General features: G+C 62.4%; 16 protein-coding genes. 6 read left to right on the top strand and 10 right to left on the bottom strand.

Annotation, left to right across the window (positions count from 1 at the left end; all coding sequences use genetic code 11):
- On the bottom strand, positions 1-771 hold the full coding sequence (locus PHF15_RS03315; protein WP_300118928.1) for a 3-hydroxybutyrate dehydrogenase: 771 nt from the start codon (positions 769-771) through the stop codon (positions 1-3).
- A gap of 151 nt (positions 772-922) precedes the next feature.
- Here PHF15_RS03315 and PHF15_RS03310 point away from each other — a divergent pair, with 151 nt between their 5' ends.
- Together PHF15_RS03310 and PHF15_RS03305 are read left to right on the top strand one after the other, a co-directional pair.
- Positions 923-1828, top strand: coding sequence for an alpha/beta fold hydrolase (locus tag PHF15_RS03310; RefSeq protein ID WP_300119093.1), 906 nt, complete (start codon positions 923-925; stop codon positions 1826-1828).
- A 16-nt stretch (positions 1829-1844) separates the two neighbouring features.
- Entirely contained in the window at positions 1845-4079 is a 2235-nt protein-coding gene (locus PHF15_RS03305) for a bifunctional (p)ppGpp synthetase/guanosine-3',5'-bis(diphosphate) 3'-pyrophosphohydrolase (RefSeq protein ID WP_300118927.1), read from the top strand.
- A 51-nt stretch (positions 4080-4130) separates the two neighbouring features.
- Here PHF15_RS03305 and PHF15_RS03300 read toward each other — a convergent pair whose 3' ends face one another.
- Positions 4131-5003 carry an inositol monophosphatase family protein gene (locus PHF15_RS03300; protein ID WP_300118926.1) on the bottom strand — a complete coding sequence of 291 codons (873 nt, stop codon included), beginning with the start codon at positions 5001-5003 and terminating at the stop codon, positions 4131-4133.
- 121 nt (positions 5004-5124) lie between these two features.
- Here PHF15_RS03300 and PHF15_RS03295 point away from each other — a divergent pair, with 121 nt between their 5' ends.
- Together PHF15_RS03295 and cysE are read left to right on the top strand one after the other, a co-directional pair.
- The gene (locus PHF15_RS03295; RefSeq protein ID WP_300118925.1) at positions 5125-5880 is read left to right on the top strand and encodes an RNA methyltransferase; all 756 of its coding nucleotides are present in this window, start codon (positions 5125-5127) and stop codon (positions 5878-5880) included.
- Between the two features lie 9 nt (positions 5881-5889).
- Complete coding sequence (gene cysE, locus PHF15_RS03290; RefSeq protein ID WP_300118924.1) at positions 5890-6663, top strand: serine O-acetyltransferase; 774 nt, start codon at positions 5890-5892, stop codon at positions 6661-6663.
- Here cysE and PHF15_RS03285 read toward each other — a convergent pair whose 3' ends face one another.
- The 8 genes from PHF15_RS03285 to PHF15_RS03250 all read right to left on the bottom strand — a co-directional run bounded on the left by PHF15_RS03285 (position 6664) and on the right by PHF15_RS03250 (position 14374).
- Positions 6664-7707 (bottom strand): NAD(P)/FAD-dependent oxidoreductase, encoded by a 1044-nt coding sequence (locus PHF15_RS03285; protein WP_300118923.1) that lies wholly within the window; start codon positions 7705-7707, stop codon positions 6664-6666. It lies immediately after the preceding gene.
- Positions 7708-7744: 37 nt separating this feature from the next.
- Complete coding sequence (fdxA, locus tag PHF15_RS03280; RefSeq protein WP_300118921.1) at positions 7745-8074, bottom strand: ferredoxin FdxA; 330 nt, start codon at positions 8072-8074, stop codon at positions 7745-7747.
- A gap of 100 nt (positions 8075-8174) precedes the next feature.
- The gene (locus tag PHF15_RS03275) at positions 8175-9521 is read right to left on the bottom strand and encodes a GTP-binding protein (protein WP_300118919.1); all 1347 of its coding nucleotides are present in this window, start codon (positions 9519-9521) and stop codon (positions 8175-8177) included.
- A gap of 8 nt (positions 9522-9529) precedes the next feature.
- Positions 9530-10498, bottom strand: a complete 969-nt coding sequence (gene cysD / locus PHF15_RS03270; RefSeq protein WP_300118917.1) for a sulfate adenylyltransferase subunit CysD — start codon at positions 10496-10498, stop codon at positions 9530-9532.
- Positions 10495-11283, bottom strand: a complete 789-nt coding sequence (locus PHF15_RS03265; protein WP_300118915.1) for a phosphoadenylyl-sulfate reductase — start codon at positions 11281-11283, stop codon at positions 10495-10497. The genes cysD and PHF15_RS03265 overlap by 4 nt, the downstream gene beginning before the upstream one ends.
- Complete coding sequence (locus PHF15_RS03260; protein ID WP_300118913.1) at positions 11280-11681, bottom strand: DUF934 domain-containing protein; 402 nt, start codon at positions 11679-11681, stop codon at positions 11280-11282. The genes PHF15_RS03265 and PHF15_RS03260 overlap by 4 nt, the downstream gene beginning before the upstream one ends.
- Before the next feature lie 13 nt (positions 11682-11694).
- Positions 11695-13545: a nitrite/sulfite reductase gene (locus PHF15_RS03255; protein WP_300118911.1), complete on the bottom strand. Its 1851-nt coding sequence runs from the start codon at positions 13543-13545 to the stop codon at positions 11695-11697.
- Positions 13546-13582: 37 nt separating this feature from the next.
- Positions 13583-14374: a sulfite exporter TauE/SafE family protein gene (locus PHF15_RS03250; RefSeq protein WP_300118910.1), complete on the bottom strand. Its 792-nt coding sequence runs from the start codon at positions 14372-14374 to the stop codon at positions 13583-13585.
- 193 nt (positions 14375-14567) lie between these two features.
- Between PHF15_RS03250 and smc the strand changes: the two genes are divergently transcribed.
- Both smc and PHF15_RS03240 read left to right on the top strand, forming a co-directional pair.
- Entirely contained in the window at positions 14568-18089 is a 3522-nt protein-coding gene (gene smc, locus PHF15_RS03245) for a chromosome segregation protein SMC (RefSeq protein ID WP_300118908.1), read from the top strand.
- Entirely contained in the window at positions 18086-19120 is a 1035-nt protein-coding gene (locus PHF15_RS03240) for a cell division protein ZipA C-terminal FtsZ-binding domain-containing protein (protein ID WP_300118906.1), read from the top strand. The genes smc and PHF15_RS03240 overlap by 4 nt, the downstream gene beginning before the upstream one ends.
- The last annotated feature ends 3 nt before the right edge of the window (positions 19121-19123 follow it).

Here is a 19123-nt window from a genome sequence, read left to right as displayed (position 1 = left end):
CTACTGCGCGGCCCAGCCGCCGTCCATGTTCCACGCCACTCCGCGCACATTGTTGCCGCCGGGTGAGCAGAAGAACACCGCCAGCGCGCCCAATTCTTCGGGGGTGGTGAACTGCATTGAGGGCTCTTTTTCGCCCAGTAGCAGTTTTTTGGCCCCCTCGTTGGACAAGCCCAAGGCGGCGGCCTTGGCATCGACCTGTTTTTGCACCAACGGCGTCAATACCCAGCCCGGGCAGATGGCGTTGCAGGTGACGCCGGTGGTGGCGTTTTCCAGCGCGGTCACTTTGGTCAGGCCGACCACACCGTGCTTGGCCGCGACATAGGCCGATTTTTCTGCCGACGCCACCAGCCCGTGCACAGAGGCCACGTTGATGATGCGGCCCCAGCCCGCCGCCTGCATAGCCGGCAGCGCCAGCCGCGTGGCGTGAAACGCGCTGCTCAGGTTGATGGCGATGATGGCGTCCCAGCGCTCTGGCGGAAAGTTCTCGATGCGCGCCACGTGCTGGATGCCGGCGTTGTTGACCAAAATATCGACCCGGCCGAACTGTTCGGCGGCATAGGCCATCATGGCCGCAATTTCGTCGGGCTTGCTCATGTCTGCGCCGTGGTAGCCCACTTTGACGGCCAGCGCCGCAATGACCGCCTTGGGGGTCTCGACATCGCCAAAGCCGTTCATCACGATGTTGGCGCCTTGGGCGGCCAGGGCCTTGGCAATGCCCAGACCAATGCCGCTGGTGGAACCGGTGACGAGCGCTGTCTTGCCTTTGAGCATGGGATATTTCTCCGAAAATGATGGTTGATTGGCTAGAGCCGGAAGAGTTCAGACCGAGTTTGAATTAGGATGTTGCCATATGCCTGACGCAAGTCATCGGCGCAAGCCACCCGCTCATTATCCAGCCTTCCACCTGATTGCCGACTTCGCCATGTTTGAACCCAGCCTTGAATTTGTCACTTGCCCCGATGCGCAGGGCGGCCACCGCATGGCCTATTGGCAGTGGGGCGAGCCTGACAGCGGCCACGTGGTGCTGTGCGTGCATGGTCTGACGCGCCAGGGCCGCGACTTCGATCTGCTGGCGCAAGCCCTGTGCCGGCGCGCTGCCGACAGCGGCCAGAGCCTGCGTGTGGTCTGCCCTGACGTGGTTGGGCGTGGCAAAAGCGACTGGTTGAAAGACCCGGCGGGCTACCAGATTCCAAGCTACGCCGGTGACATGCTGGCCTTGCTGATGCAGTTGCAGCCCAGCACGCTCGACTGGCTCGGCACCAGCATGGGCGGGCTGATCGGCATGGTGGTGGCGGGCCTGCCTGACGCGCCCGCGTTTGCCAAGGTACGCCGCTTGGTGCTCAACGATGTGGGGCCGGTGATCGAGTGGCAGGCCCTGCAGCGCATCGGCCTGTATCTTGGGAAGACCGGCGCCTTCGAGACCGAGCAGCAGGCGGCGGATGCCTTGTGGGCGGTCGCCAGCAGCTTTGGCCCCCACACTCCCGAGCAGTGGCTGGCGCTGACGCGGCCCATGCTCAAACCCTTGAACGATGACAGCGGCCGCCTGACGCTGCACTACGACCCGGCGCTTGCCGAGCCCTTCAAGGCAGTCACGCCTGAGTCCGCCGCGCAGGGCGAGGCCATGCTGTGGCAATCCTATGACCAGATCAATGCCAAAACCCTGCTGGTTCGCGGTGCCGAATCGGATCTGCTGTCACCCGAGACGGCACACGCCATGACCCGGCGCGGCCCCAAAGCCAGCCTGCTCGAATTTGCCGGTGTCGGCCACGCGCCGACTTTTATCGCGGACGATCAGGTGCAGGCTGTGGTGTCATTTTTGCTGGCTTGAGGCGGCGTCACTTCTGATGAAAAGTCAATTCACTGCCAGTACCGAAAACGCCTCTGCCTCCAAACCGGTGTTGCCGGTAGTGGCGGCCACCGCGCACAGTATGCCCGAACAAGCCAACGCGCTGGCGCGTGCCCGCGCCTTTGCCGAACCCCTGTTGGCCACCGAGACGCTCGACACCGGGGAAAACATCCTTGCTCATGCTGATGCGGTGGCCGACATCCTGCGCAGTATTGGCGGCTCCGAAGCCATGCAGGCCGCCAGCTATCTTGTCTATGCCTGCGACCACCTGAACCGCCCGCAAGAGTTGATCGCCAAGGCATTTGGCGACAATTTTGCCGCCCTGGCCATAGAAACCACCAAACTGGTGCGGGTGCAGCGTCAAGCGCGCCTGGCCCGGCTGGCGCTGGCGCACAACAACAGTGCCAGCCTGCAGGCCGGTGCCTTGCAGACCGAGAACGTGCGCAAGATGCTGCTGGCTTTTTCGCGCGATCTGCGCGTGGTCATGCTGCGCCTGGCCTCGCGCCTGCAAACCCTGCGCTTCTTTGCGGCATCCAAACTGCCGGTGTCGGACGGCATTGCCGCCGAGGCCCTGCAGGTCTTTGCGCCGCTGGCAAATCGCCTGGGCATCTGGGAAATCAAGTGGGAAATGGAGGACCTGGCGTTTCGTTTCCAGGAGCCCGACACTTATCGCCAGGTGGCCAACTGGCTCGATGAAAAACGCGCCGAGCGCGAAGCCTACGTTGAGCGCATGCGCGCCCAGCTGGAGACCGACCTGAACGCCAATGGCATTGGCGCCAGCGTCTCGGGTCGGCCCAAGCACATTTTCAGCATTGTCAAGAAGATGCGCGGCAAGGAGCTTGGTTTTGAGCAGGTGTATGACGTGCGCGCGCTACGCATCATCGTGGCCAGTGTGCCCGAGTGTTATGCCGCCCTGAGTTGGGTGCACAGCCACTACACCCCTTTGCCGGAGGAATTCGACGACTACATCGCCAAGCCCAAGGTCAACGGTTACCAGTCGCTGCACACAGTGGTGCGCGATCGTGGAGGCCAGGTCTGCGAAATCCAGATTCGCACCCAAGCCATGCACGACCATGCCGAAAACGGTGTCGCCGCTCATTGGGCCTACAAGGAAGCCGGCGCCAAGGGCTACGCCGGAGTCTCGGCCAGCGGTGCCTACGACAACAAAATTGCGGTGCTGCGCCAGTTGCTGGCGTGGGAGCGCGACCTCTCGGGCACCCAGACAACGGGCGTTTTTGACGACCTGATTTATGTCCTGACCCCCGAAGCCGCCATTGTCGAGTTGCCGCAAGGTGCCACGGCGGTGGACTTCGCCTACAGCGTGCACACCAGCCTGGGTCACCGCTGCCGCGGCGCCCGCGTCGATGGTGTCATGGTGCCGCTTAACACGCCGCTCAAAAACGGCCAGACGGTGGAAGTCATCACGGTGAAAGAGGGCGGCCCGTCGCGCGACTGGCTCAACCCTGATCAGGGCTACTTGGTCAGCCACCGCGCCCGCACCAAGGTGCGCGCCTGGTTCAACGCCCAGGCCATGGCGGAGACCATCGCCAAAGGCCGTGAAGCCGTGGAAAAACTGTTGCAACGCGAGGGCAAGACCGCCCTCAAGCTCGACGACCTGGCTTCCCAGCTTGGCTTCACCTCGGCCGACGCCCTGTTCGAGGTGGTGGGCAAGGAAGAATTTTCGCTGCGCGCCATCGAGCAGCAGTTGCGCCCCGACGAGCCTAGCCAGCATGACTTGGAGGCGCCGCTGATCCGCAAGCCCCGTAGCGACAGCAACCCCAGCAAGGGTGGCTTGCTGGTGGTGGGCGTGGACTCGCTCATGACGCAAATGGCCAAGTGCTGCAAACCGGCACCACCCGATGCCATCTGCGGTTTCGTCACCCGGGGCAAAGGCGTCAGCGTGCACCGCACCGACTGCCCCAACCTGAAGGAAATGGTCGCGAAAAATGGCGAGCGCCTGATTGACGTCGAATGGGGCCTGAACCAGACCGCCGGCGGCTCGGTGTTTCCTGTGGATGTGGCAGTGCAGGCGCAAGACCGGCAAGGCCTGCTGCGCGACATCTCTGAAGTCTTCACCAAGGAAAAGATGAACGTGACCGGCGTGCAGACGCAGTCCATCAAGGGCACGGCCTGGATGACCTTTACGGTGGAAGTCTCCGACTCGGGACGCCTGCACAAGGTGCTGGGCCTGGTGGCCGAACTGCCGGGTGTGCGCTCGGCGCGGCGCAGGTAACAAACCGGTATCTTGGGCCGCTCCGGGCCGATGGTTGTCCTGCTGTTTGTTTTAGGTGGGCGTCTTGGCCAGTTCCGCCACGGCTTCGCGCACGGCGGCTTTGTTACCGGCATTGGCAAATTTGCTGTATTTGCCCAGCAGCGCCACCATCTGGCCGTAAATGTGCGGGTTGGCCGCCATGCATTCTTTTTGTTCCAGAAAGTTGGCGTCGCCCGAGAAATTACCGACCAGGCCACCGGCTTCGGTGATCAATAGCGAGCCCGCAGCTACATCCCAGGGCTGCAAACCGGTTTCAAAAAAGCCATCGGTAAAACCGGCGGCCACATAGGCCAGGTCAAGCGCGGCGGCGCCGGGGCGGCGCAGGCCGGCGGTGCGTTGCATCATGTCGCCCATCATGCGCAGGTAGGTGTTGAAGTCGTCATCATGGCGGTAGGGAAAACCGGTGGAAATCAGGCATTCCTGCAAGCGGGTGCGCTTGGCCACGCGCAGGCGGCGATTGTTCTGGTAAGCGCCGCGCCCTTTGGTGGCGGTGAAGAGGTCGTTGCGGCTGGGATCGTAAATGACGGCCTGCTCGACCTTGCCCCGAACGGCCAGCGCAATGCTGACACAGTAAATGGGCAGGCCGTGGATGAAATTGGTGGTGCCGTCCAGCGGATCGATGATCCAGACAAACTCGGAGTCTTGCGCGCCGTGAACGCGACCCGATTCCTCTGCCCAGATGGCGTGGCCGGGGTAAGCGGTGAGCAGGGTTTCGATGATGGTTTGCTCGGACGCCTGATCCACTTCGGTGACAAAGTCGTTGACCTGTTTTTGCGAAACGCGGACCGACTCCACATCGAGCGCGGCGCGGTTGATGATGGCGCCAGCAGCGCGTGCGGCCTTCACGGCCACGTTGACCATGGGGTGCAAGTTAGAAGGATTCATATCGATTTTTGTAGAACGGACTGCGGGAGCCTGAGTCTGTGAGATGGATGAGCGACGCGCTGCAAGGCGATGCGGGCAGCGACAATGGCGTTATTTTAACGGCCAGTGTTTGGGTATTCCTATGCAGACGCGCTTTATCCTGATCAATACCAGCCACGCCGGCAACGTCGGCGCGGCCGCACGCGCCATGAAAACCATGGGTTTCGACGACCTGGTGCTGGTCGCGCCGCGCTGGACCAACGTGCTCAATCGCGAAGAAACCATCCAGCGCGCCAGCGGCGCCACCGATGTGCTCAAAAACGCCCGCATCGTGGCCACGCTCGATGAAGCGCTCGATGGCATGACGCACCTGTGCGCCACCGCCATGACCCCGCGCGACTTCGGCCCACCCACGGTGACGCCGCGCGAGCACTTCGCGGCGCTCCTGAAAGTGCAAGACACCCCGCACTGCGGTGTCGCCTTTTTGTTCGGTTCCGAGCGTTTTGGCATGCGTAACGAAGACGTTTACCGCTGCCATGCTGCCTTAAGTATTCCCAGCAACCCCAGATTCGGCTCGCTCAACCTGGGTGCCGCCCTGCAGGTGATTGCCTACGACTGGCGTGTGGCGCTGGGTGCCTACCCGGTGCAGGCGGTTACCACCGAAGCGGTGCTGGCCGATGCGGCGCAGGTGGCAGGCATGCTGGCGCACTTGGAGCAGGCGCTCACCGGCATCGGTTTTCTCGACCCGCAATCGCCCAAAAAACTCATGCCGCGCCTGAACCAATTGTTCAACCGCGCGGCAGTGACGCAGGAAGAAATTCACATCTTGCGCGGCATGGCCAAAAGGATGCTTAGACCGCAGCCACTGCCAGCCTCAGAGGTTTCGCCCAGAGAATAAACTAAGCGCATGTTTTCAAGACTCAAATCCGACGTTCAATGCATTCTGGAGCGCGACCCGGCGGCGCGCAGCGCCTGGGAAGTGCTGACCTGCTACCCCGGTGTGCACGCGGTGTTGCTGCACCGGCTGGCGCATGCCTGCTGGGTTCATGGCTTCAAATGGCTCGGGCGCTTCATCTCGCAACTGGCCCGGTTTTTGACCGGTATCGAAATCCACCCCGGTGCCAAAATTGGCGAACGGGTGTTTTTTGACCATGCCATGGGCGTGGTGGTGGGCGAGACGGCAGAAATCGGCGACGACTGCACCATTTACCAGGGTGTCACGCTGGGCGGCACCTCGCTCTACAAAGGCACCAAGCGCCACCCCACCCTGGGCCGTGGCGTGGTGGTGGGCGCCGGGGCGCAGGTGCTGGGCGGCTTTACCGTGGGCGACGGCGCCAAGGTGGGGTCGAACGCAGTGGTGACCAAACCGGTGCCCGCCGGCGCCACGGCAGTGGGAAATCCGGCGCGCATCATCCAGGCCGAACTCGATGTCAGGCGCGAAGAAGTGGCCTCCAAAATGGGTTTTTCGGCTTACGGGGTCACCCAAAACGACGACCCACTGAGCCAGGCCCTTCGCGGTTTGATCGACAACGCGGCCACCCAGGAACACCAGATCGCCATGTTGTGGCAATCCCTGGAAAAACTCACCTGCCAGCGCAACGCCACCACGGTCGTGCCGGGCGATGCCGCGTTGCAGGAGCACTTCGAGGCCGACAAGCTCAACCAGCTGGTGGGCAAGTAGCTATTGAACGCCGAGGCGCTGCTGCAATAGCGCGCTGCTGGTGGTGTATTGCAAAACGCCAGAAGCCTGCGGGTTCAAATAGCTGGCGGCGGCGAAGGCGGCCAGCGTCGCTTCATGGAAACCGCAGAGGATGAGTTTCTTTTTGCCGGGGTAGGTGTTGATGTCGCCCACGGCATAGATGCCGGGCGCGTTGGTGGCAAAGCTGGCCGGATCGACGCTGAGCTGTTTGCGTTCCATGGCCAGCCCCCATTGGGCGATGGGGCCCAGCTTGGGGCTGATGCCCTGACAAACCAGCAAGGCATCCAGCGCCAGCGTCAGCGATTGATCATCGGGGGTGTTGATCACCACGCCGCTGAGCCGATCAGCACGGGTCTGGATGCCGGTGACTTGTCCGGCGACAAATCGGATGCGCCCACTGGCGCGCAGTTCGGCCAATTGGGCCAATGCAGCGGGGCTGGCCAGCAGCACATCTCGTCGGTGCAGCAAAGTAACACGTTGCGCTCGCTGCGATTCGTTGGCGGCCAATGCAATGGCGTATTCAACCGCGGCATCTTCACCGCCCACCACCACCACTTGCTGGCCCTTTAATAGATCAGGGGGGTTCAGGCGATACCACAGTTGCATGCCGGTAAACGCTGCCAGGCCGTCCACTTTGAGTTCTTTGGGAACAAAGGCGCCCACCCCGGCGGCAATAAACAGCGCGCGCGTCAGAAATTGCTGAACTGGCGTGGCGACAAGCCACCTACCATCGGCTTGGCGGTTGACCTGACCGACCTGCTGGTTGAAATGAAACTCGGGCTTGAAGGGTGCAATTTGTTCAAGTAGCCGCTGGGTCAACTCGCGGCCGGTGCTGTAAGGCAGGCCGGGAATGTCGTAAATGGGCTTGTCGGGGTAGAGCGCGATGCACTGACCGCCAGCCTGGTCAAGCACATCGACCACATGGGTGTGAATGCCTTGCAGGCCGAGCTGAAACACCTCGAACAAGCCCACCGGCCCGGCCCCGATGACCAGTGCGTCGGTGTGGATGACTGCGGATTCGGGCATGGATTGCCGCGCTACGCACGCAATGACAGATTGAGGTTCAGCGTATCAGCTCGGAGAGCTTGCCGGTCTTGTCTTTCCACTCTTCGGCTTCGGGCAAAGCGGCTTTGCGTTTGGTGATGCTTTTCCAGGTTGGCAGCTTGGCCAGCTCGGCGTTGAGCTTGGTCATGTGGCGCTGGTCCTTGGGCACGTCTTCTTCGGCGTAAATGGCGTTGACCGGGCATTCTGGAATGCAGACCGCGCAGTCGATGCATTCATCGGGATCGATGGTCAAAAAGTTGGGGCCCTCTCGGAAACAGTCCACGGGGCAGACATCGACACAATCGGTGTACTTGCATTTGATGCAGGCTTCGGTGACGGTATGGGTCATTTTGAGGGTTCTTCGGTTGAATGCAAAAGCGTGATTTTAAAGGCTCACGTTCAGGGCTGCGAAGCATAATGGCATTGGACATGATGCGCCTTGATTTGCATCAATTGAGCAAGACCGCACCCGCAGTCCTGTGGCTGGCGGTATCGACCAGCACCAAAGCACCGAGCACGCGAGACTCTTGATATGGCCGCGCGGCAATGCCCTCTTGCAATTGCAGTTCGACGTGGCCGATACTGTTGGCGGGCAGCGCATCCGCATCTTCTTCAGCCAGCGTGTTGATGTCGAGGCGGTGCACCACGCGCTTGACGCGTGCCTTGACCCAGCGGTGGCCGTGCAGGGCCCAATAGGTGCGCCCGGCCACCAGCGGCTCGCCATCCATCCAGGCCACGGTGACCTTCAACTCGCGGCAGGGGGCTGGTGAGTCAAGCGCCAGCAGCCAGTCGCCGCGTGACACGTCCACCTCGCGGTCGAGCACAATGCCCGCGCTGTGACCTGCTGCCACGCTCAGCGGCTTGCGGGTATGGCCCAGCACCTGTGCCACAGTCGCGGTTTGCCCGCTGGGCAGCACCTGGATGCGCTGGCCAACTTGCGCGATGCCAGCGGCCACCCGGCCCCAGAACACCCGGCGGCCTTGCGTGATGTCGGCACTGGCCGAGAATTTTTCCACCCATTGCACTGGAAAGGCCAGCGGCAGTGCCGTGTCCGCAGGCGTCACCGGCAGTTCCTCCAGGATATCGAGCAGGCTCGGGCCGGTGTAGTCGCACCAGCCATCCACGGATTCGACCACGTTGTGGCCCTTGAGTGCAGAAATAGGGACGATGGCTGATACTTCCAGGTCGGCATCCTGCGCAAAACCTGCTAGCGCGCCACGGATGTTGGCAAACGCCGGTGTCGCGTTATCACCCAACGCATCGAGCTTGTTCACCGCGAACACAATTCCGGGCACGCGCAGCAAATGGCACAGCAAAGCATGCCGCCGGGTTTGCGGTAGCAGCTTCAGGTTCGGATCTTGCCACTGCAGCTTGGTGGCATCGACCAGCACCACGGCGGCGTCGGCGCTGCTGGCGGCAGTGACCATGTTGCGGGTGTACTGCTCGTGGCCGGGCGCATCGCCGATGATGAACTTGCGGTTGGCCGTGTTGAAGTAGCGGTAGGCCACGTCGATGGTGATGCCCTGCTCGCGCTCGGCGCTCAAGCCGTCGGTGAACTGCGCAAGGTCGGCCTCGCCGCTTCTGGAGACGTTGGCCAGCTGGTCCTGCAGCACCGAGCGACTGTCGATCAGCAGGCGGCCGATCAACGTGCTTTTGCCGTCATCGACGGAGCCGCAAGTGATGAATTTGAGGGCTGAGCCAAAGTCCGTTCGGGCTGAGCCTGTCGAAGCCGACCCTTCGACAAGCTCAGGGCGAATGGTGGTTACCTCGTCCTTGGAGATGGTGAATCCCGTCATGGTGTTCATTAAAAATATCCGTCTTTCTTGCGCTTCTCCATCGAAGCCTCTGAGGTCTTGTCGTCCATGCGGGTGGCGCCGCGCTCACTCACGTCAGCCGCCAGCGTTTCCAGCACGATGTGGTCGGGCGTGGCGGCCAGACTTTCCACCGGGCAGGTGCAGGTGATGTCGCCCACGGTGCGAAAACGAACGTTGCGCAGCTCGGCCACTTCGCCCGGTTTCAACGGCGTCAACTCGGTCACCGGCACCAGCAGACCCTTGCGTTCGACCACTTCGCGTTGGTGGGTGTAATAGAGCGAGGGCAGGGCGATGGCTTCGCGGGCGATGTATTGCCAGACGTCGAGCTCGGTCCAGTTGCTGATCGGGAACACGCGGAAATGCTCGCCGGGTTGCAGCCGGGTGTTGAACAGCGTCCACAGCTCGGGCCGCTGGTCTTTGGGCTGCCACTGGCCGAAGCTGTCGCGGTGGGAAAAGATGCGCTCCTTGGCGCGGGCTTTTTCCTCGTCACGCCTGGCACCGCCAATCAGCGCGTCAAAGCGGAATTCCTCGATGGCTTCGAGCAGCGTGACCGACTGGTGCACGTTGCGCGACTCGCCCGGGTGTGCCAGCCGCACGGTGCCGCGCGCCATCGAGTCTTCGACGCTGCGCACGATCAGTTCGGCTCCCAGCTCGGCGGCGCGGGCGTCGCGGAAGTCGGTGACCTCAACAAAGTTGTGGCCGGTGTCGATCATCAGCAGCGGGTAGGGAATCTTGCCGCCGTTGGCCGGGGTGCCGAAGGCCTTTTCGGCGCACTTGAGCATCACCAGCGAGTCTTTGCCGCCCGAAAACAGCAGGGTGGGGCGCTCGAAGGCGGCAGCCACTTCACGCAGGATGAAGATGGTTTCCTCCTCCAGCGCGTCCAGGTGGGCGTTGCTCAGGTGGTCAGCATGGTGCCTGCCTTGCTGCTGGAACAGCTTGGCATCTAGTCGGACGTTCATGCGGGGGCTAATTCTTGTTCGGTGACTGGTTTGGCCTTGACGCCATGGCCGCCTTGGACGACGTGCAGACCGCACTCTTTGGCGGCTTCGTCTTCCCACCACCAACGGCCAGCGCGGAAGTCTTCGCCGGCGCTGATGGCGCGGGTGCACGGCGCGCAGCCAATGCTGGGGTAAGACTGGTCGTGCAGCGGGTTGTAGTCAACCTTGTTTTCCGAGATGTAGAACCACACGTCACCCCAAGTCCAGTTGGCCAACGGGTTGAGCTTGGCGCGGCTGGCATCCGAGGTGTCGATCAACGGCACTTCGGCGCGCGCGCCGGATTGCTCACGGCGCAGCCCGGTGATCCAGGCGGCTTTGCCGGCCAGCGCGCGGCCCAGCGGCTCCATCTTGCGGACGTTGCAGCAGCTTTTGCGCAGGGCGATGCTGTGGTACATGGCCTCGGTGCCTTCCCGTTTCACGAACTGGATCACGGCCTCATTGACCGGCGTATAAACCTGCACCGGAGCGCGTGATGTGGCTTGCAGGTGATGCAAAAGCGCCAGCGTTTCGGCGTGCAACTGGCCGGTTTCCAGCACAAAAATGCCAATGTCGAGCTGCAGACTGTTGACCAGGTGGACCAGCACCATGTCTTCGGCGCCCAGGCTGCAAGCCAGGGTGATGCGTGGCTCTTCACCTGGCGCGCGTGGCGCGTAGTCCAGCGCGGCTTGTTTCAACAGGTTCCGGGTTTCAGCCAACTTGTGTGCAAAGTCGGCAGAGGCGCGGGCGTTCAGGTCTATTGCATTCATGCGGAGGCTCCTTCAGATGTAAACAGGGGTTGCGGGTGCGTGGCGTCGCCTTGGAAATAGCTGGCGAAGTGGCCCAATTGGCGTTGCGCGTGGTCCATGCTCTGGTCAGCGCGCAGCACCGCCGAGCTGAAGCCGCAGCGCTTCATTTGCAGCAGCTGGTCCACCAGCACATCGCCGGTGGCACACAAATCACCCTTGAAGCCCAGACGGCGGCGCAGCAAATAAGCCTGACTGAAGGCACGGCCATCGGTAAATTTGGGAAAGCTCAGCCTGATTTGTTCAATGCCTTGCAGCGACAGGCCGGCGGGATCGGCATGGTTTGAAAGTTCAACGACGTTCTGGTTTTTGGCGCCAGAAGAAGAGTCGTGAGCAACGATTAATCTGAGTGTATTTGTCATGATGTTCAATGGTTTAGACCGACGCAGCATCGGCGGTGGCCAGGTGCGCATCCGGCACTTGGTTGCCGTTGCGGGTTTCATGGCGCACCCCGTTGGCCGCCAGCTTGAAGGGCTCCATGCCAACGCGACGCACGCAGTCGATGAAGGTTTCGCCCGCTTTGCGGTACACGCGGTAGCTGTCGATCAGCGCTTCGACCACGTCGGTCACTTCGCTGGCAGCAAACGCCGGGCCAATTACCTTGCCGGGCACGGCGGCGCCGCTGAGCAGGCTGCCGTCGGAGCCGCCGAGCGAGATCTGGTACCACTCGCGGCCGTCCTTGTCCACGCCGAGCACGCCAATGTGACCGGTGTGGTGGTGGCCGCAGGAGTTCATGCAGCCGCTGATGTGCAGGTCGATCGGGCCGATGTCGAACAGTTCGTCAAGGTCCTGGTAACGCTCGGTGATGGTTGCGGCCAGCGGCAGCGAGCGGGCATTGGCCAGCGCGCACAGGTCGCCACCGGGGCAGGTGATCATGTCGGTGAGCAGACCGATGTTGGCCCTGGCCACGCCCAGTTTGCGGGCGGCCTGCCACAGCGCGGTCAGGTCGTGCTCGGCCACCCAGGGCAGCAGCAGGTTTTGCTCGTGGGTCACGCGGACTTCACCGGCGCTAAAGCGGTCGGCCAGGTCGGCGGCGGCGTCAAGCTGGTCGGCGGTGGCGTCGCCGGGCGCGTGGCCCAGGCGCTTGAACGACAGCGTGACCGCGCGCAAGGCCGGATTTTTGTGGGCACGCACGTTCTGCGCGAGCCAGCGCTGGTAGTCGGGTAAATCGGTTGCGCACAAAGACATGGATTGCCGCGCTTCGCTCGCAATGACGGGAGCTCCGTCATCGCAAGGCCGCAGGCCGTGGCGATCCATGGTGACCGGCGGCAAGAAATGGACCGAAACCCGGTCCAGCTCGGCCTGGGGAATCGCGTGCGCGGCGCCGTCGTGCGTGAGGATGCTCTCGAACTCCGCTTCGACCTCATCGACAAAACGCTGACCCTCGGCCTTGACCAGAATCTTGATGCGCGCCTTGTAAAGGTTGTCACGGTGGCCAAAGCGGTTGAAAACGCGCACCACGGCTTCGAGGTAATTCAGAATCTGGTTCCAGGGCAAAAACTCGCGCAACGTGCTGGCAATCATCGGGGTACGCCCCATGCCGCCGCCGACCAGCACCTTGAAGCCGACCTGGCCCTTCGCATCGTGGCGCAGGTGCAGGCCCACGTCGTGCCATGCGGTGGCGGCGCGGTCTTCAGCGGCGCCACTGATGGCGATCTTGAACTTGCGCGGCAGATGCGCAAACTCCGGGTGCAGCGTGCTCCACTGGCGCATGATTTCAGCATAAGGGCGGGGGTCGATGGCTTCGTCCGGCGCTATGCCGGCCAGCGCGTCGCTGGTAATGTTGCGTATGCAATTGCCGCTGGTCTGGATGCCGTGCAGGTCAACCGTGGCCAGCAGGTCCATCACGTCGGCGCTTTTTTCCAAAGGAATCCAGTTGAACTGCACGTTTTGACGGGTACTGAAGTGGCCGTAACCCACCGGCAGGTGTGGCGTGCCGAGTTCGGCCTGGGCCTTGCTGGCGTGATGGTAGACGGCGGCACTGGGCTGGTCATACTCGCGGGCAATTTGGGCCAGCACGCGCAGCTGGCGGTTGGCCAGCTCGCCATAGGGCACGGCCACGCGCAACATGGGTGCGTAGCGTTGCACATACCAGCCGTTTTGCAGGCGCAAAGGTCGAAATTCGTCGTCCTTGAGCTCGCCGCGCAGGTTGCGTTCGAGCTGGTCCCGGTACTGGGCGGCGCGCTGGCGGACAAACTGGCGGTCGAAGTCGGTGTATTGGTACATGGTTTCAGTCTGGGTTAACAAAATTTAAAAAAGAGCGTTAGATGGCAATCAGCTTGGTGCCGGCATAGGCCAACAACAACGACAACAGCGCGCGGATGGCGCGGTCTGGCACGCGGATCATGAAGTGCGCACCGAGCCAGATGCCGGGCAGTGAGCCGGCCAGCAACAAGCCCAGCATCGACCAGTTCACCGACCCCAGCGAGGCATGGCCGACACCGGCCACCAGGGTCAAGGGCACGGCATAGGCAATGTCGGCGGCCACAATACGCGGCAGCGGCAACATGGGATAAAGCAGCATCAGCGCGGTGACACCAATGGCACCGGCTCCCACCGAGGTCAGCGATACCAGCGTACCGATCAGGGCGCCAAACAACAGCGGCAAAATCCAGTGGCGCGGTGTGGAGGCAAGAGCCTCCTGGCCAGCGGCGATGCGGATTGGTGCGGCCTTGCCGCGCACGGCCTTGTACAGGGTGGTGGCGGCGGTGAACAGCAGCGCCACCCCCAGGGTGGAGGTCATCAACCGTTGGATGGCGGCATCGGCCGGTCCTACGTTCTTGAGCACCCACAGCGTGACCAAAGCCGCCGGAATGCTGCCGGCGCTGAGGTGCAGCACCACGCGCCAGGGCACCAGGCCGGAGCGCGCCATCTTGACGGAGCCGCCCATTTTGGTGAAGGCCGCAAACAGCAGGTCGGTGCCTACGGCCATGTAAGGCTTGACGCCAAAGACAAAAATCAGAATCGGCGTCATCAGCGAACCGCCGCCCACTCCGGTCAAGCCGACCACGAAGCCAACGAAAAAACCAGCAAAAATAAAAGCGATATCAGCCATGGATGCGGACTTTACGGGTCAATTCATATATTTCAAACTACATTTAAATGATTATCATATTCTTCATAGGAATATAGAGGACGCCTTGCGGCGGGTTGGAGGTATCTTCATCAAGGTATCATGATGGCTCGTTTTGGTGACGGCCTTGGTTTTAGGCCGTTGTGCCTTTTTCCAGCTGTCTTCACCGATTTCCGTGCGTCTCAATTCCATCAAGTTATCAGGCTTCAAGTCGTTTGCCGAGCCCACCAATTTCTTGCTGCCCGGGCAACTGGTCGGTGTGGTCGGGCCCAACGGTTGCGGCAAATCCAACATCATGGATGCGGTGCGCTGGGTGCTGGGTGAGAGCAAGGCTTCGGAGCTGCGCGGCGAGTCGATGCAGGATGTGATCTTCAACGGCACCACCACGCGCAAACCCGCAAGCCGCGCCAGCGTCGAACTGGTGTTCGACAACGACGACCACCGCGCCGGCGGTCAATGGAACCAGTTTGGCGAAATTGCCGTCAAGCGCGTGCTCACACGCGACGGCAACAGCAGCTACCTGATCAACAACCAGGTGGTGCGCCGGCGCGATGTGCAGGATGTGTTTCTGGGCACCGGCCTGGGGCCGCGCGCTTACGCCATCATCGGCCAAGGCACCATCAGCCGCATCATCGAGAGCAAACCTGAAGAATTGCGCCTGTTCCTGGAAGAGGCGGCAGGCGTGTCCAAATACAAGGAGCGCCGCCGCGAGACTGAAAGCCGCCTGGGCGACACGCGCGAGAACTTGACCCGAGTCGAAGACATTCTGCGCGAACTCAATGCCAACCTCGACAAGCTCGAAAAACAGGCCGAAGTGGCGCAAAAGTTCAACGCTTTGACCATAGACGGCACACGCAAGCAGCATCAGCTCTGGTTTTTGAAGCGCGCTGAGTCGCAAGCTGAGCAAGATCGCATCCAGGCCGAAGGACTGACTGCGGTGAATGCGCTGGAAGGTCGGTTGGCCGATGTGCGCCACATCGAGGCCGAATTGGAGACCGTGCGCCAGGCCCATTACGCCGTTGGCGACCAGGTCAACCAGGCGCAGGGAAAGTTGTACGAAGCCAGCGCCGAGGTCGGCCGACTGGAGGCGGAGATCCGTTTTGTGGTGGAAGGCCGGCAGCGCGTGGAGCAGCGTTTGCGCACCCTGCTGGAGCAGACCACCGAGTGGGCCATGCGCCGGCATGACGCAGAAACAGCGCTCGATGACCTGGCCGAGCTTGAATTGCTGGGCGAGGAAAAGAACGAATTGCTGACCGCCCAACTGGAAGAACAGGCGCAGTACCTGCCAACGCTGGATGAGACCTTGCGCCAATCACAGAACAACGCCAACGCGCAGCGCGCCAGCGTCGCCGATGTGCAGCAACAGATCGGCGTGCTCGCTGCTGAACAACGCGGCATTGAAGAACAGTCGCACCAATTGGGCACACGACGCGAGCGCCTGCTGACCGACCGCAACAACCTGGTGGCACCCGATGAGCTCAAGTTAGCCGAGCAGCAAGGCCGGCTGGCGCAAGCGCTGGGTGATCTGGATGTGGTCCAGGCGCGCCTGGAGGCGCTGACCGACAGCGCACCCGAGCTCGATGAGCGCAGGCGCAACCAGCAGCAAACGGTGAACCGTGAATTGGCTCAGTTGGCCGAGCTCTCGGCTCGGCTGGAAGCGCTCAAGGCGCTGCAGGACAGGGTAAAAACCGACGGCAAACTGCAGCCCTGGCTGAAAAAGCATGGACTCGACCATCTGCACGGTTTGTGGAGTCGCCTGCACATTGAACAGGGTTGGGAAAACGCGCTGGAGGGCGCTTTGCGCGAGCGTCTGGGCGCACTGGAAGTGAGCCGATTGGAACTAGTGTGCGCCTTTGCGCAGGACGCACCGCCGGCCAAGCTGGCGTTTTACAGCCCGCCGACCGCCGCTCATAACGCGCCCGCTTCGGCTTTGCCGCGCTTGTCCGATTTGCTGCGGCTGCACGATGCGGGCCAAAAAGCCGTGCTCGATGACTGGTTGCAGGGCTGTTATGCCGCAGCCAGTCTCGAAGACGCCCTGGTCAGCCGCGAAGCGTTGCAGCCCGGTGACACCATCTATGTCAAAACGGGTCATGCCGTCAGTCGTCACAGCGTAGGCTTTTACGCGCCCGATTCCGAGCAGGCGGGCTTGCTGGCGCGCGCCCGGGAGATTGAAAACCTGGAGAAAGAGCTGCGTGCGCAAGTGCTGATCAGCGACGAAGCCCGTACCGTGCTGGTGCGCTTAGATGCGGCTTATGCCGATGTGGCGCAGCGCATGATTAGCGCCCGCAAGGAGGCGTTGGAGGCGCAACAAGATGCGCACGCCCTGCAAGTGCAAACCCTGCAATTGAGCCAGCACGCTGAGCAGGCGCGCAGCCGCAGCGCCCAGATTGCTGGCGACTTGGCCGAGCTCGAAGGCCAGTTGGGCGATCTGCAGGAGCGCCGCATCACCGCAGAGGCCCGCTTTGAGGAACTTGACATGCAGCTAGCCACAGCCCAACAGCGCCATGCAGAGCTCGATGACCAGGTGATGGACGCCGAGCGCAAGCTGGGCGCGAGTCGTGAGCAGCAACGCAGCCTGGAGCGCCAGGCTCAGGAAGCCACGTTTACCCTGCGCAGCCTGGACGCGCGCAAAGCCGAGTTGTCGCGCGCCATCGAAACGGCGGCGGCCCAGGCTGCCGCGGTGGCTGCCGAGAGCCAGCGTGCCCAGGATGAATTGACCCGTTTGAACGATGCCGCTGCCCAGGGCGGCCTGCAACAGGCACTGGCGGTCAAGTTGCAGCGCGAACAAGAATTAAGCGCCCGGCGCAGCCAGTACGATGACCTCACCGCCAAGCTGCGCGCCAGTGACGAGCGCCGCCTGCAACTCGAGCGCGAGCTCGATCCCTTGCGCGCCCGCATCACCGAGTTCCAGCTCAAGGAGCAAGCGTCCCGCATCGGTTTTGAGCAATACAGCCAGCTCTTGAACGACGCCCAGGCCGATCTGGAAGCCGTGGCGCTGTCCATCACCCGGGACCATGTGCGCCTGGCCGGCCTGCAGGGCGAAATCGACCGTGTCAACCGCGACATTGCCGCTTTGGGCGCGGTCAACCTGGCGGCTCTGGACGAGTTGGCCGCCGCCCGCGAACGCAAGCAATTTCTGGACGCGCAAATGGCAGACCTGCAGGAAGCCATGGCCACGCTCGAAGACGCCATCAAGAAGATCGATGGTGAAACCCGCGAGCTGCTGTCAGACACATTCAACAAGGTCAATGAGCACTTTGGCAAGATGTTCCCGGAGCTGTTCGGTGGTGGCAATGCCCGCCTGGTGATCACCGGCGAAGAAATTCTGGACTCCGGCGTGCAGGTGGTGGCGCAGCCGCCGGGCAAGAAAAACCAGACCATCCACCTGCTCTCCGGTGGGGAAAAAGCCCTCACCGCCATTGCGCTGGTGTTTGCTATTTTTCAGCTCAACCCGGCGCCGTTTTGCCTGCTCGATGAGGTCGATGCGCCGCTGGACGACGCCAACACCGAGCGTTATGCCAAACTGGTGGCCAGCATGAGCCAGAGCACCCAGTTTTTGTTCATCAGCCACAACAAGATTGCCATGGAAATGGCCAAACAACTGATCGGGGTGACGATGCAGGAACAAGGCGTGTCGCGCATTGTGGCGGTCGATATGGAAGCTGCCCTGTCGATGTCTGAATGGGGAGAATCATGATGTCCTTGCAAATGAGTCTGTTGTTGTTAGGCGTGTTGCTGCTGCTCGCCATGGCGGGCTATTACGGCTGGCAGGCGCGCAAGAGCCGGCCGCGCCAGGCTGAGCCGACCGAGCCACGAACCACGGAGCACGAGGCGGGGCGCATCGAACCGCATTTAAACGACTTTCCGCTCGCGGGCGATGCCTTGCCCGGCCCGGCCCCCGAGAAAAAGCCGGGTCTCGATGCCTTGATCGATGCCGTTGCCCCGATTGCGCTTGAAGCGCCTTTGTCGGGCGAAGCCGTGCTGGTGGCCCTGCCGTCCACGCGCAGGGTCGGCAGCAAGCCGTTTGCCATCGAGGGACTCAATGCCGCCACACAGCGCTGGGAGCCGCCCACGGTGGGGCAAACTTACAGCCAGTTGCAGGCCGGTGTGCAACTGGCCAACCGCTCAGGTGCGCTCAATGACATCGAGTTTTCCGAATTTGTCATGAAGACGCAAAACTTTTGCGATGCCATCAACGGCACCCCCGATTTGCCCGTCATGCGCAGCGAAGTCAACCGGGCGCGCGAACTCGACCAGTTTGCCAGCGGCCACGACGCGCAACTGGTGCTGATGGTGCAGGCCCGCCGGGTGGCCTGGAGCCCCAGCTACATTCAGCAAACCTCGGCGCGGCACGGCTTTGTCATGGGTTCCCTGGCCGGGCGCCTGGTGATGCCTGCCAGCACCGCCGGCTTGCCGCCGGTGGTGAGCCTGAGCTTCGATGCGCTGGCAGCCCTGGCGGATGACCCGACGCAATCTGCCCTGCGCCAGATCACCCTGGGCCTGGATGTGGCGCAGGTGGACCGCAGCGAAAAGCCATTCGAGCGCCTGCGCGCCGTGGCCGATGCGCTGGCCCAGGATATGGATGGTGTGGTCACCGACGACCAGGGCGCGACCTTGTCGCCTGACGCCATGACGGTGATCGCTGCTGAACTGGAGCAGTTGTACGACATCTTGGAGCAGCATGAACTGGCGGCGGGCTCGCCCCTGGCGCGACGGCTTTTTTCCTGAAGG

This window comes from Rhodoferax sp. (assembly GCF_028689295.1).
Classification (GTDB): Bacteria; Pseudomonadota; Gammaproteobacteria; order Burkholderiales; family Burkholderiaceae_C; genus Rhodoferax.
The sequence above is the reverse complement of the archived record's forward strand: the minus strand, read 5'-3'. Positions and strand labels throughout refer to the sequence as shown.

Coding starts and splice junctions, on each gene's coding strand:
- PHF15_RS03315 (WP_300118928.1), bottom strand. CDS start 771: ATGCTCAAAGGCAAGACAGCGCTCGTCACCGGTTCCACCAGCGGCATT.
- PHF15_RS03310 (WP_300119093.1), top strand. CDS start 923: ATGTTTGAACCCAGCCTTGAATTTGTCACTTGCCCCGATGCGCAGGGC.
- PHF15_RS03305 (WP_300118927.1), top strand. CDS start 1,845: ATGAAAAGTCAATTCACTGCCAGTACCGAAAACGCCTCTGCCTCCAAA.
- PHF15_RS03300 (WP_300118926.1), bottom strand. CDS start 5,003: ATGAATCCTTCTAACTTGCACCCCATGGTCAACGTGGCCGTGAAGGCC.
- PHF15_RS03295 (WP_300118925.1), top strand. CDS start 5,125: ATGCAGACGCGCTTTATCCTGATCAATACCAGCCACGCCGGCAACGTC.
- cysE (WP_300118924.1), top strand. CDS start 5,890: ATGTTTTCAAGACTCAAATCCGACGTTCAATGCATTCTGGAGCGCGAC.
- PHF15_RS03285 (WP_300118923.1), bottom strand. CDS start 7,707: ATGCCCGAATCCGCAGTCATCCACACCGACGCACTGGTCATCGGGGCC.
- fdxA (WP_300118921.1), bottom strand. CDS start 8,074: ATGACCCATACCGTCACCGAAGCCTGCATCAAATGCAAGTACACCGAT.
- PHF15_RS03275 (WP_300118919.1), bottom strand. CDS start 9,521: ATGACGGGATTCACCATCTCCAAGGACGAGGTAACCACCATTCGCCCT.
- cysD (WP_300118917.1), bottom strand. CDS start 10,498: ATGAACGTCCGACTAGATGCCAAGCTGTTCCAGCAGCAAGGCAGGCAC.
- PHF15_RS03265 (WP_300118915.1), bottom strand. CDS start 11,283: ATGAATGCAATAGACCTGAACGCCCGCGCCTCTGCCGACTTTGCACAC.
- PHF15_RS03260 (WP_300118913.1), bottom strand. CDS start 11,681: ATGACAAATACACTCAGATTAATCGTTGCTCACGACTCTTCTTCTGGC.
- PHF15_RS03255 (WP_300118911.1), bottom strand. CDS start 13,545: ATGTACCAATACACCGACTTCGACCGCCAGTTTGTCCGCCAGCGCGCC.
- PHF15_RS03250 (WP_300118910.1), bottom strand. CDS start 14,374: ATGGCTGATATCGCTTTTATTTTTGCTGGTTTTTTCGTTGGCTTCGTG.
- PHF15_RS03240 (WP_300118906.1), top strand. CDS start 18,086: ATGATGTCCTTGCAAATGAGTCTGTTGTTGTTAGGCGTGTTGCTGCTG.